The organism is Microbacterium sp. Leaf161 (assembly GCF_001423645.1).
Lineage (GTDB): Bacteria > Actinomycetota > Actinomycetes > Actinomycetales > Microbacteriaceae > Microbacterium > Microbacterium forte.
This window is the reverse complement of record NZ_LMOW01000001.1, coordinates 2,124,340-2,136,847: the sequence shown is the minus strand read 5'-3', so window position 1 is coordinate 2,136,847 and position 12,508 is coordinate 2,124,340. Positions and strand designations below refer to the sequence as shown.

The 12,508-nt window shown below is 66.2% G+C and carries 10 protein-coding genes; 6 read left to right on the top strand and 4 right to left on the bottom strand.

Features of this window, described 5'->3' with window-relative positions; all coding sequences use genetic code 11:
- Nucleotides 1-50: 50 nt before the first annotated feature.
- The 3 genes from ASF87_RS10230 to ASF87_RS10220 form a co-directional block, all read right to left on the bottom strand.
- A complete protein-coding gene (locus ASF87_RS10230; RefSeq protein ID WP_056375749.1) occupies nt 51-458 on the bottom strand; it encodes an SHOCT domain-containing protein in 408 nt (135 codons plus the stop codon).
- A gap of 85 nt (nt 459-543) precedes the next feature.
- Nucleotides 544-969 (bottom strand): hypothetical protein, encoded by a 426-nt coding sequence (locus ASF87_RS10225; protein ID WP_056375748.1) that lies wholly within the window; start codon nt 967-969, stop codon nt 544-546.
- Between the two features lie 117 nt (nt 970-1,086).
- Entirely contained in the window at nt 1,087-2,808 is a 1,722-nt protein-coding gene (locus ASF87_RS10220; RefSeq protein ID WP_235558921.1) for a SulP family inorganic anion transporter, read from the bottom strand.
- 131 nt (nt 2,809-2,939) lie between these two features.
- Between ASF87_RS10220 and ASF87_RS10215 the strand changes: the two genes are divergently transcribed.
- The gene (locus ASF87_RS10215; protein WP_056375747.1) at nt 2,940-5,534 is read left to right on the top strand and encodes a LuxR C-terminal-related transcriptional regulator; all 2,595 of its coding nucleotides are present in this window, start codon (nt 2,940-2,942) and stop codon (nt 5,532-5,534) included.
- A gap of 3 nt (nt 5,535-5,537) precedes the next feature.
- On the opposite strand, the gene ASF87_RS10210 is transcribed toward ASF87_RS10215, so the two are convergent.
- Nucleotides 5,538-6,644: an ATP-binding protein gene (locus tag ASF87_RS10210; protein ID WP_056375746.1), complete on the bottom strand. Its 1,107-nt coding sequence runs from the start codon at nt 6,642-6,644 to the stop codon at nt 5,538-5,540.
- A gap of 169 nt (nt 6,645-6,813) precedes the next feature.
- Between ASF87_RS10210 and ASF87_RS17735 the strand changes: the two genes are divergently transcribed.
- The 5 genes from ASF87_RS17735 to ASF87_RS10195 all read left to right on the top strand — a co-directional run bounded on the left by ASF87_RS17735 (nt 6,814) and on the right by ASF87_RS10195 (nt 12,405).
- Nucleotides 6,814-7,020 carry a hypothetical protein gene (locus ASF87_RS17735; protein ID WP_157550046.1) on the top strand — a complete coding sequence of 69 codons (207 nt, stop codon included), beginning with the start codon at nt 6,814-6,816 and terminating at the stop codon, nt 7,018-7,020.
- A gap of 1 nt (nt 7,021) precedes the next feature.
- On the top strand, nt 7,022-7,192 hold the full coding sequence (locus tag ASF87_RS17730; RefSeq protein WP_157550045.1) for a hypothetical protein: 171 nt from the start codon (nt 7,022-7,024) through the stop codon (nt 7,190-7,192).
- Complete coding sequence (locus ASF87_RS10205; RefSeq protein WP_056375745.1) at nt 7,185-8,552, top strand: hypothetical protein; 1,368 nt, start codon at nt 7,185-7,187, stop codon at nt 8,550-8,552. Before ASF87_RS17730 ends, ASF87_RS10205 begins: the two co-directional genes overlap by 8 nt.
- The gene (locus ASF87_RS10200; protein ID WP_056375744.1) at nt 8,545-9,216 is read left to right on the top strand and encodes a GAP family protein; all 672 of its coding nucleotides are present in this window, start codon (nt 8,545-8,547) and stop codon (nt 9,214-9,216) included. Before ASF87_RS10205 ends, ASF87_RS10200 begins: the two co-directional genes overlap by 8 nt.
- Before the next feature lie 729 nt (nt 9,217-9,945).
- Nucleotides 9,946-12,405, top strand: a complete 2,460-nt coding sequence (locus ASF87_RS10195) for a LuxR C-terminal-related transcriptional regulator (protein ID WP_162238682.1) — start codon at nt 9,946-9,948, stop codon at nt 12,403-12,405.
- Nucleotides 12,406-12,508 lie beyond the last annotated feature (103 nt).

Sequence of the window (12,508 nt, the reverse complement as noted above, 5' to 3'; positions counted from 1 at the left end):
CGGGTACGGGAAGAGCCGCCGACCCCATGTCGACGGCTCTTCCCGACTGCTCATTGCGCGACGGAATGCTCACCCCGCAGCGCCCGAGCCTTCAACGTCTCGAACTCGTCAGCGCTGATCGTCCCGGCATCCCGCAGACGCTGAGCCTTCACGATCTCATCCGCGGGACTGGAGCCGGCGACGTCCCGGATGTATGCATCCGTCGCCTCTCGTGCTTCCCGGGCACTCGCATTGATGCGCTCGGGCATCGTGCCACCCCGAGCGATGAGGTAGATCAGGGACGTCAGCAGCGGCACAAAGACAAGGAAGACGATCCATGCAGCCTTCGCCCACCCGTTGAGTTTCCGATCACGGAATAGGTCCATCAGCACCATCAGCGCGGCGAACAACGTCGACACGAACACGAACACCCAAAACAGCAGGACGAGAACATCCCACACAGATTCCCACAAGCTCACGGTCGAGCTCCTTTCACATTTCAGTGACGGGCTTTTCCCGTCCTAGTCGTCAGCGCCGGAGGAAACGGCGCTGGATGTGTGTCAGCTATTCGCAGGACAGGTCGGCCAGAGCGGCGGCACGCGCGTCCTGGAACGACTTTGCCTCTTCGACCAGACCATCCCGGGCGTCCGAGATGTCGGTCTCATCATCGACATCGCCGAGCGCATCCGTGAACGCCTCCCCTGCCTCCTGGACGGCGTCTGCCCGATCCGATGCGACAGCATCCAGGGCGGCGTCAGCTGTGTCGTAGGCGGCGACCACACGGTCCCGAATATCCCGCACCTCCCCCACGGTGCTCGCCTCTTGCAGATCCGTGGACGCGTCGTCGATAGTCGTCCGCAACGACTCCAATGCGTCGCACGCGGCAGTGATGTTCTCCTCCTGAGACGGCTCGGGCGCGCACCCTGCGATCCCCACCGTGGTGAGCACACCGAGCACGACAGCAGCCGTGAACACACGTGTCCGGTTCATCAGATTCCTTTCCTGCGCGGCCGCGATCTGGCGGCAGCACTCGCTTGCCACCAGACTGCCCGGACACGCGCGCAGGGGGCACCGTTGCACGCGAGAATCATCCGCGACGGACGAGGGTCACCCCTGCCCCGCCCGCCATCGGTCGACCGCCAATCTCGCTTCCGATAGCGCCTCACCCACCCGGTCACGGGCAGGGAACACGTGCCCCTCTCCGACCCGACTCAACGCACCCGTCGCCCGCAGCTGAGACACGACACTGTCGCTGACACCGGAGATGTACAGGACCGCACCTGCCGTCTGCAACCGCGCTGCGTACCCCTCCACCACTCGCAAGAAGGTACTGCCGATCTCCTCCGTTCCCCGCAACCGGAGAATCACCGCCGTCCCGGTCGCATCCCCGGGAACCGCGGGGAGTTGCGCCTCCAGCACTGGCGCTGCGGCGAAGAACAGGCTCCCGTACGGCATCAGGATCACTGTCTCTCCCGCGGGTAGCACCCTCGGAGGATCCACCTCTCGGGGTAGCACGGACGAGTCGTCGAACACCCACCGGCGCACGACGACTCGGTTCGACTGACGGATCACGTGCAGTAGCACCGCCACTCCGACCCCGGTGAGTGCGGCGTACTGCAACGGGATAAGCAGAGTGAGAACGAACGTCACCGTGAGCACCGTGGCCTGAACCGGGCCGGTCCGCCACACCAGGAGCACGTCCCGGGGTTTGAAGGTACGCACACCGATGAGGATCAGCAGCCCCGCCAACGCCGGCATCGCCACGAAACCGATCATGGGTCCCAGCAGCAGAATCGTCGCCGCCATCACCGCTGCCGCGGTGATGTTCGCCATCGCCGAGGCGGCGCCCGCCGCACGCACCAGTGCGGTGGCAGACATCGACCCGCCGACGGGCATCCCTTGAAACAGGCCACTAGCGAGATTTGCGACACCTTGCCCACGGAAATCCGCCGACGCGTCCGCGTACCTCCCGTCAGGGTTGGGAATCGAACCGCTGATCGCCGCACCTTGCACAAGCCCGACGAGGGTCAACGAGCATGCCGGCAAGATCAGCTCGAGGACCATAGAGAGGTCCGGGACGCTCACTCCCGGTAACGCCCGAGGGACGTCCACAAGGTCTGCGATCACGGCGACGGGGTGAACTCCGGGAACGAGAACGAGGAGAGCGGCGAGACCGGACCCGAGTACTACCGCGGCGACCATCGCCAACGGCCCCAGCCTGGTCCGCTCCAATGTGAGAACGAGGGCGATAGTGACAACAGCGACGGTCACCGCCGGAAGACTCCACGACAGCACGTGCAGGACCGCGTCCACGGCCCGGAGGACCCTGTTCGCCCCTTCCGCTTCCCGGCCTGTGGCATTGTCGACCTGCCCAAGCACGATATTCACCGCCACAGCATTGATGAACCCCACCAGCACCGCGGTCGGGATGAATCGCACCAGGGACCCGAGACGCAAGATTCCCAGCACCAGCATCGCCACCCCCGTGAGGACACCCAAGGTAGAAAGCCCCGCCGCGGTGAGTCCCCCCGGAAGCGACGCGTCCACATCGGACACGACAACCGCCATCGCCCCGGTCGCTTGGACGGTCATGAACACCGACCCCGTCGCCAACGCCCCACCGAGCGTGCCCATCAAGTAGGCGTTCACCCCGTGCAACGGGTTCAATCCCGCAAGCAGACCCGCGGCCAGACCATCCGGAACACTCTCCACACCGAGCACGATCCCCGCGCGCACATCCCGCCCAAACGTTTTCCGCGTCCCGAATCGGGTGAGGTACCGTGCGGCACCCCGACGCATGGACAGTACGACTCGCAGCTTGTCCGGCATCCGCACCTCATTCGTTCGACCAGCAGCATCCCGTGATCTCACTGTGCGCCCTTGCCTGCCCGGCGAGGAAGGTGCGCGAAAAGAGATCATCCGCACCTGATGACCGTCCACGAAGTGGTTATGATCATCACATGGATCTGATGCCAGGTGCATCGTGGGTGAGGTCGCCCTGGTTCCTGACCTCCGCCCCCGAGGTGACATCTCACACCGTCGAACGCCCGCGGCTCTTGGACCGCCTGGAGTACGTCCTCGCCGATACAGGCGTGGCGATTCTTGCTGCTCCGTCCGGGTACGGCAAGACCGTCCTACTGACGTCCTACACGCACCGTCACCGGACCAGCACTGCTTGGTTGACGGTCACCGCTCACGACCGGGACAACGAAGAGCGCCTGCTGATGGGGGTGGTCTCCGCCCTCGACGCTCTCGCGGGGGACCCAGACCCCCAGCCCTCGGTGCGGGCGCTGCGAGTGACCGCACCACCCATGACAGCCCGGGACCTCATCGGCCGCATCGCCGCCATGGCCGCCGGCTCCCCCTCCCCGTTGACCGTCATCATCGACGACGCCCACCACGCCGGGGCGATCCTGGAAAGCGGTGTAGTCACCGTCCTGCACCGCCTCACGCAGGGCCGGTTGACGTTCGCCATCGCCGGTTCCCCAGAGATCCTGCCCTGGTTCGCACCCCGCATTCCCACTCCGAACTCGGTCTTCACCGCCGGCGACCTGGCCATGACGTCCGATGAGATCGTCACCGACGCCGGCCAGCGCGGTGAGACGCTCAGCGACTCCGACGCGGACGCCCGTCACCACCTCACCCAGGGGTGGCCGATTGCGTTGCACCTGCAACAGTTCGACGGCCGCGGAGGGCAAGGTCCCACCGACTTTGGGCGGGAGGGGGTCCTGGTCAACTACATCGAGTCCACGGTCCTCGCCTCCCTCCCGCCCCGCACGCGCGAGTTCGTCCTCACCACCACCACGTGCACACGGTTGAACAGCGCTCTCGCCCGCGCGCTCTCCGGCGAGGCGGACAGCGCGTCGCTCCTGGAACAGTGTGTCGCCTCCGGCTTGTTCCTGGAACGTTTCCTGGACAGTGACGGGACAGCGGTCTACCGCTGGCATGATGCGTTCGCGGACGCGTGCCGACGGATCGTGCTGCGCGCCGACAGCGAACGCAGCCGCGCCCTGGAAGCGGTCGCTGCGGACACGCTCTCCCACCGATACCCGGTGGAAGCTCTTCGTCACTCCCTCCGCGCCGATGACCCGCAGCGCACCCTCGCTCTGATCCGGTCGTCATGGCTGCGGATCATCGTCGATCACGGCGCCCGCCCGTTGCACACCAGCTGCCTGGCGCTACCGAAGACACTCGCAGAAGACGCGGAAATCCTGCTGATCCGGGCGTGCTGCGCGAACCTCCTCGGCGACCGGGACGCGGCCCGCGCTCTCGCCGCTGCCGCACGCGCTCAGCCACACGCCGAAGGCGACATGTTCACGGACACCGACGCCTTTGCGCAGCTGTTCCTCACCGATACCCAAGACGACCTTCAGGCCGCGGTCGACCGGGCCCAGGAACTGGTGGAAGCGGACACCCCCGACCCTGAGGTGCACGCATACCGGCTGTTCCTTCTCGGGTGGACACGCCTCCGGTTGCGCAGTCAGCCTCTCGAGGCGATCCGGCTGTTGGGCGCTTCCGCAGAGGAAGCACGCCTCAGCGACCGCCCCATCCTCGCCCGCCGCGCGGACCTGAACCTGCAGTTCGCGTTGACATTTAGCGGCCAGTTCACCGCCGCCGAACGCGCCACCCACGCCTCCGCCCCCACCGCCGGTGACACCGACGACTGGGATCACTACGACGGGGGGATCGGGGCATTCACTCACGGTTTCCGCGCCTACTGGCAGGGGAACCTGGCTGACGCAGAGAACCGCTTCAGGATCCTCATCGACCTCGACGGTCACGAAGAGTCCTACACCGCCGTTGCCAGGGTGTACCTCGCGTTCCTCGCCGCCCTGTCGGCGGATCAGCAACGTATGCGGGAAGCGAAACACCTGCTCAACGGCATCGGACGCACGGAAGTTCATGGTGTGCCCTGGCCGGCGTACCGCGCCATCGCGCGCGCAGAACTGTACGCGGCAGCCGGCGACATGGATCGGGCGATGCATCTCGTGGACACTCTGACCGCGCAGTACAACGCCCCGGTGGTGCGTTCGTCATGCGCGGATCTCGCCCGCCGCGGCGGCCGACTGGGATTGGCCATGGAACTTCTGGCGGGCCTCACAGAGCCCGAACGACGCGTGTCGTACATTGCGGTGTCTGCGGAGACGACCGCAGCCCTCGTCGCCCACGAACGCGGGGATACCGCCCGCGCCCACGCCCGCCTCGAGAGGGCTCTCACCGCCGCCACCCACGAAGGCATCATCCGCCCATTCCTCACGAAAGACCCTCGCGTCCGGGAGATCCTCGCCGACCACGCCCGAGGAGGCACAGGACATCCGGAGTTCGTTGCCGCACGCCTAGCCGAGCTGGAGAAGACACCAGCCGACGACCGTCGCGGCACCGTCCTCTCCGCACGAGAACTACAGATCCTCGGGTACTTGCGCAGCTCCATGACCGCCAGCGAAGTCGCCGCCGCCCTGTTCGTATCTGTGAACACCGTCCGCACTCACCAGCGCGCGATTTACCGCAAGCTCGGCGTCACGAACCGCCGCGACGCACTGCGCGTGACCCTGTAACCCTCACAGCCCATCCGCGGGCACCGGCACAGCGACGTCGCCGCCGGCTTCATGGGTCAGCCGGTCGCCCATCTGCACCACGGTCGGTTGGGTGATGAACCCCCCGGCAAACAACGCCTGCCCCTGGCGGAATGATTGCGACGACCGGATCTGCTCCTCGGGCACGAACCCGAAAACGTCCGCAAGCTCGGCGAGGTCGCGGGGAGAGTTCATCCGCATCACGCCCAGGTTGTCACACTGGGAGAGCACATTCGGGTGAATTTTCGTGGGGCGTTGCGTGGACAGGAACAGCCACAAGCCGAACTTCCGCCCCTCCGCGGCGATCTGGATGACCCGATCCGTCAACGCCCGCTCCACCGCGGTGACCGGATTAGGGGAACAGATGTTGTGCGCCTCGTCCATGACGATCAGCACGGGATTGCGAGACTCCCGCTGCGCCCACAGGTGCTCCAGCACCGCCAACGCCGCGACCCTCGGTTCCTCCGGATGTTCGAATCCTCCCAGATCCAGCACCGTCGCCCGCGGCCGCGCCTCCACGGTATCGGTGACCGCCACCTGACCTCGTGCCCACAGATCCCACTCCAGTACCTGCAGGTTCTCCATCCGGTTTGCCAACCGCGCCTGTGCCGGGTCACCGCTGTCCCGCAACGCCTGCACCATCGCCCCCGCATCGAACGTCGCCCCGTCTGCAACCGTGTCGACGTGCAGGAGAACGTTGAATTCTTCCGCGTCGCCTATCGGATCCATCTGCAGCACGGCGGCTTTGGCCGCCGTCGACAGATCTACCCACCGCGCATGCAGGCGGTCGTCGGATGTCGCGCTGGCACCCGAACGGAACACCCGCACATCCACCTTCCCGAGCCGTTCGCTGAGGTGAGAGCTGACGGATTCTCTCACCTCATCGATGCGCACAAAATCCGCATTCGGATCGAGGATCAGCAACGGCAACTCGGTGCGCAATAGCAACTGTTCCAAGACCACCCCCAGCGCGTATGTCTTACCGCTGCCGCTCTGGCCGCACCAAAAAGTGTGGCGGTTGAAGCGCCGCGCGTCCAGGACTGCAGGGATGGTCGGGTTGTGAACGTCGGACCCTACGGTCAATGCACGCATAGTGCCTCCAGGAGAGAAGCGGGAAGGGGTTTCTGCAATTGGATCGTGTTCCGCCGTCGTCGGCACACATCCTACGGATATGGCGGCGGGAAATCATCATCGATGGACGATGCGTATCACCCGCCCGGAGCCGCACAATGGACGCCCGCTCCACCGAAAAGGACACGTGATGCCCTCCGCCCCCACGCCCTTGTCGTTGTCGTCGCCGGGAAGCCCCCGACGCACCTCCGCTGCGGCATTGGAGATGCGATGGGCGAGCGCCCTGTCCGCCGCAGTCGTCGCCAGTGGCGGCCACATCACGCTCATTCTCGCGCCCACCGTTCGCGCGTTCATCCGTGCGGGTCTCGCCACGCCAGCCGCCCTCGAGGAGAACTGACATGACAATCCTGAGACGCGTCGGACCCTCCGGGTTACTCGCCGCGGCTGCGCACACAGCCATCAGCAGCGCTGTCGCCCACCGGCTGCAGCAACTCGGATCGATGCACCCGCAAAGACTGCTCACAGCGGACGACTTCACCTTCGCCAAGAATCCGCTGCTCCATGAGTGACTACGCCGACACTCTCACCGACGAATCCATCAGCGTCCTGCGCGCCCGCGTCTCCACGTTGGAGACCGAGAACGAGCAACTGCGTACCGCGCTGACACCGCCGGTCAGCCCGCGCCGCCGCGGCATCGGCTGGAGCATCGCCTCCGCTGTCCTGGTGGTCGTTGGCCTCGTCACCGGCGTCGCAGGTCTTGTTGCCGTGTACGCGAAGACGCAGCTACTGACCACCGATCAATTCGTGGGGACGTTCGCGCCTCTCGCCGACGATCCCGCCGTTCAAGACGTGCTCGTCGATGCGTCATTGGCTGCCGTCAACGACGCAGTGGACGTGCCCGCGCTCACGAAAGATCTCATGGACGGGATCCGCGCCCTCGACCTCCCCCCGCGCGCGGACTCCGCCCTGACTCTGCTGGAAGGACCAGCCGCGCAAGGCACCCAGTCACTCATCGACGCCACCGTGAACGGCATCGTCCGCTCGGACGCATTCGCCTCCACGTGGGAGAACACGCTGGAGGTCACGCACACGCAGCTCCTTGTCGCCTTGCGCGGTGAGGATGACGCCGTCCTCACCATCAACGATGGCACGCTCAGCGTGCAACTGGGCCCTGTGGTCGAGCAGGTGCGCGCCCGGCTGCTGGATGCGGGCATCGGGCTCGCCGACGCGATCCCCATCGTCGACCGGGCCGTCCCTCTGCTGGAGAACGCTTCCCTCGAGGAGGTGCGCACTGCGTACCTCCTCGTTGACATCGTCGGGACATGGCTGCCGTGGGTGTCGCTGCTCCTCCTCACGGCGGGCGTGTTGTGCGCCAGGCGCCGCCGACAGGCTGTGGCCGTCACGGCGGCGATGACCGCCGCGACCCTGGTGGTCCTGTCTGTCGCACTCGCCCTTGCGCGCACCGTCCTCGCCATTTCGGTGAGCGGCGCGAAGACGCCGATGACCCCTGAGGCTGCGCAGAGTCTGTTCGACGCGGCCTCCTCGAACCTCTCCTCAATGATCACTGCGCTCGCCTCTCTTGCCGTCATGGTGTTCCTCGTCGCGTGGCTCAGCGGGCCGGCGTCTTTCCCGAAAAGGTTAAGGGCAGCGGTCACTGCCGCGGGGGTCCGGACATGCGGACGACTGGAAGCCCGCGGCCTGCACATGGGGCGCGTAGGAGCATGGGTGAGCGCGCACACCTCCGTCATCGTCACTCTCGTCGCCGTCGCCGGGGCGGGGATCATTGTCCTCGCACGACCTCTGTCCCCGGCCGTGATCATCTGGACCTTCCTCGGGGTGGCAGTCATCGCTCTCGGCATCACATTCCTCCCCCGTCCACCAGAATCCGTACCCCCTCACGTTTTCGACACAGAGGAGGCTGATGCCTGACGTTCTCGGGATGGTGCTCCCGAACGCGGTCGCCATCGCCATCAGCCCCCTGCCCGTCGTTGCGGTGATCCTCATCCTCATGGCCCCGCAGTCGCGGCTGCGCGGGGTGGTGTTCCTCATCGGCTGGTTCTTCGGGGTCGTGGTGGCGACGGGACTGTTTGCGTTGCTCGCCGACGTGATACCCGCCACGGACTCCAGCGCTGCCCACACCATCGTCAGCATCGTGCAGATCGTTCTCGGGTCGGGACTGCTGTGGCTGGGATGGCGTCATTGGCGAACCCGCCCCGCCCCCGGGAAAACGCCGATGTTGCCGGCATGGATGTCGAAGCTGGACACCCTCTCCGCGTCGATGTCCGGGGCACTCGCATTCGCGCTGTCCGCCGTGAACCCGAAGAATCTGCTCGTTGCTGCATCTGCAGGATCTGTCCTCGGCACACTCGGCACCACGTCACCCGAGCTGTGGGCGGCAGTGGGGGTGTTCGCGCTGCTGGCATCTCTCAGTGTTCTCGTCCCGGTCGTGCTGGTCGTCGTCGCGCCCGCCACCTCCCGGCGCGTACTCACTCGCATCCGAGAATGGTTGACGGCGAACAGTTCCGTGATCATGACCACTCTGTTCCTGATCGTCGGAGCGCACATCATCGGCACGGGTATCTCCGCGCTCTGACGCCATGCACACCCGACGAACAAGTCCCGGGTGGGTCAGGACGTGACTCGTGACACCGTGTACCCCGAGTCATGGGCCCGCATCGACCACGCCGACCGGATATCGGGAAGAAGATGCCCGGCCCGCGGGGAGGATGACCTCCCTCACGGAACTCACCGCTTCATGCCTCGCGACCCTCGCTGGGCGGAGAGGGCCATGGTGTTCCGATGTGTGCAGTTTGTAAGGAGCCGTGGATCCGGGATGGGCCCGGGTGCGCCACCCGAAGTCGCACCCGGGCCGGGAGACGGGCCGGGTCGGCCCGCTCACGACAAGACCGGGGAGAGATCTCGTCGTGACCCCGGTCTGTGACCCGGGATCACTTCACCGTACGGCCGTCGGCCGCACATCACACAGACCACCTCGTCGCGTTCATCAATCGTGGATGACTTCCCAGGCACCCGCGGCCATTTCTGGCTTGCCCGCACACGCTCCGAGGCGGGGCGTGCGACGATGTCGAGAGGAGTCGTAGGGCGGAACGGGGAACCGATGACAGCACTCGGGGACGGGGGCCAGCACACCGGCGTCATCGCTGACCTCAAGGCTGATAGCGCGCCCGCGTTGACCCCGAGCGCAGCGAGCGGTTGGATCCCGACACCGTGGTACTTGACCTCAGCACCTCACCTGCCCGGAAACGTCATCGACCGTCCGCGCTTGCGCGCCCGGGTCGACGAGTCAGTGAGTATCGCGAACGTGACCCTCGTCGTCGCGCCGCCCGGGTTCGGCAAGACGGTGCTGCTCGCCTCGTGGGCTGCGCACGCGACCTCCACGGTCGCCTGGTTGACGCTGACACCCGGCCCACCGGATGAGTCGGCCTCGCTGCTGATGGGGATCGTCGCTTCGCTGGAGCGCGCACTGCGACCACCGGGTCGGGTCGTCACCCTGTCGGCGCTATGGATGGCCTCTCCGCACTCGAGTGACGTCGCGGTTTTGTTGACCAACGCCGCCGATCTTCTGACGTCCACGCGGTCGCCGGTGACGATGGTCATCGACGATATTCAGCACGCCCCGCACGCGGCAGGGGACGTCATCAGTGCGCTCACTCGAGTCGCCGCCGGCCGCCTCCGAGTGATCTGCGCGGGAACCGCAGGGTATGAAACCGGATTCTCGAAGCTCCTCCTGGCGCACCCGGGAATCCTTCTAGATGCCCGGGAGCTCGCGATGACGGTGCCGGAAGTCGTCTCGACCGCCCACCTGCGCGACGCAGATCACAGCATCGATGCACACATGGCAACCGAGGTCGTTGCAGCGACCGGAGGATGGCCCGCCGCCGTCGCGCTACGACTCCTTCCCGGCGAAACGACGTCCGCACGCGCCCAGCACGCGGAACGTCTCCCGGACTATGTTCGTGAGGTTGTTCTCCCCAGCTTGCGGCCACCCGTGCGCCAGTTCGTACTGGATGCGACGACCAGCCTCACGCTTGGTCCCGGCCTGGCTGCGGCACTCACCGGCGAGCCCGCGGCTGCGCACCTGCTCGAAGAATGTGCGGCCAACGGCATCTTCCTCGACCGTTTCGTTGACGATGTCGGAACCACCATTTACCGCTGGCATGAATCTTTCGCTCGCGCATGCCACACCCTCGTCCGCCGCACCAATCCCGCCCGTGCTCAGCGCCTGCACAGCCGAGCTGCCCGCTATCTTCTTCACCGCGACACCGCTCAGGCGCTCGCTCACGCGTCTCTCACCGAGGACGCGACGCTCATTCGCGAGATGATCTGCGCGAGCTGGTTGCAGCTCCTCATCGAACACGACGCACGAACACTGCACGAGGTCTGCGTCTCCGTTCCCGATGTCCTTCGCGAGGACCCCACCATCACGCTCATCCGCGCCACGTGCATCAACCTATTCGGAGACCGAGAGAATGCGCGCCTGCTCGCCGCACGAGCTGTCGCCCATGAGGACGACAGCTCGCAGTGGAGACACACGCATCCGTTCGCTCAGATCTTCCTCGCCGACGGGGAAGAAGAGCTCCTCGCCGCGGTGACGGCAGCCGCGCAAGCGCTTGAGCTCGGTGACAGCACCAGCATCCTGCATCCGTATCAGGTGTTCATCGCAGGATGGGGCATGATGAGGACGCGCCGGCGTCCGCGGGATGCCGTCCGATTGTTGCGTGCAGCCGTTGACGAGGCAACCCGGACACGGCGGTCAGTCCTCCGAGATCGCGCGCGGTCGAATCTCTTGTTCGCATTGGCGTACGGTGGGCATCTCGCTGCCGGGGACCCCCTCCTCGCCGGCCCCCCGCTGAGCCCGGAGACCGTTGACGACTGGAATCGCTTTGACGGGGGCATCGGAATATTCGCGCATGCGTTCCTGGCATACTGGCGCGCAGATCGTCCTGTCACCGAACGGCTCCTCACCGAGCTGTCAGCGAGCGCATCAGGGGAACAGTCCTACCCGGCCCTGGCACGCCTGTTTCTCGTGTTGATCACAAGCGCCGGCCAACAGCCGGCAGAGATCCGGGCCGCGAGTACCCTGTTGACGGGGATATCCACCGAGAACCGTCACGGCGTGCCGTGGGCGACCTACCGTGCGCTCGGGCAGGCAGCGCTGCACGCGGGATTGCGCGAGTACACGGATGCCATAGCCATCGTCGAAAAGTTCCGGGCGGAACGCAGTGTCCCCCTGGTGCGCACGTTCGGTGCAGAAATCGCCAGGAAAGCGGGCCGGGGCGACCTCGCCATGGAGCTGCTTAGCGGTCTCACCGCCGCCGAACGCCGTGTCAGTTACGTCGCCGCTTCGGCAGAAACCACCGCTGCGCTCATCGCCCATGCAGCTGGGGATGCCGCTCGCGCTCACCTGCGACTGCGTCGGGCCCTCGCGGCCGCCGACCCTGAAGACATACTCTCGCCTTTTCTGTCGGGGGGCGAAGAGATCCGCTCGCTCCTCACCGAGGCCGCCGCGCTCCCCACCCCGCACACCGACTTCATCGCCCAGCTCCTCACCCGGTTGCTAGACACGTCGGGTGGAGTCGTCGGCGAACCGCTATCCGCCCGGGAACGAGAAGTGTACGGGTACCTCGGGACACCGCTGACGGCGGAGGAGATCGCAGCCGCGCTGTTCGTATCCCCTAACACGGTCCGCTCGCACCAACGCTCCATCTACCGCAAGCTTGGGGTGACCAGTCGTCGAGACGCCGTACGTTTACACCTGTGAGCTGTGGGAGGGCGGGGTCTGTGCCGCCGGTGCGGGATCAGGAAGCAACGAGCGCCACACACGACCAGCAGGACCATGCAGTTCCGTTGACAGCGGGAAACGT

Excerpts from the sequence above, each read along its gene's own strand:
- ASF87_RS10205 (WP_056375745.1), top strand. The coding sequence starts at position 7,185 with ATGAGTGACTACGCCGACACTCTCACCGACGAATCCATCAGCGTCCTG.
- ASF87_RS17735 (WP_157550046.1), top strand. The coding sequence starts at position 6,814 with ATGCCCTCCGCCCCCACGCCCTTGTCGTTGTCGTCGCCGGGAAGCCCC.
- ASF87_RS10220 (WP_235558921.1), bottom strand. The coding sequence starts at position 2,808 with ATGCCGGACAAGCTGCGAGTCGTACTGTCCATGCGTCGGGGTGCCGCA.
- ASF87_RS10225 (WP_056375748.1), bottom strand. The coding sequence starts at position 969 with ATGAACCGGACACGTGTGTTCACGGCTGCTGTCGTGCTCGGTGTGCTC.
- ASF87_RS17730 (WP_157550045.1), top strand. The coding sequence starts at position 7,022 with ATGACAATCCTGAGACGCGTCGGACCCTCCGGGTTACTCGCCGCGGCT.
- ASF87_RS10200 (WP_056375744.1), top strand. The coding sequence starts at position 8,545 with ATGCCTGACGTTCTCGGGATGGTGCTCCCGAACGCGGTCGCCATCGCC.
- ASF87_RS10215 (WP_056375747.1), top strand. The coding sequence starts at position 2,940 with ATGGATCTGATGCCAGGTGCATCGTGGGTGAGGTCGCCCTGGTTCCTG.
- ASF87_RS10210 (WP_056375746.1), bottom strand. The coding sequence starts at position 6,644 with ATGCGTGCATTGACCGTAGGGTCCGACGTTCACAACCCGACCATCCCT.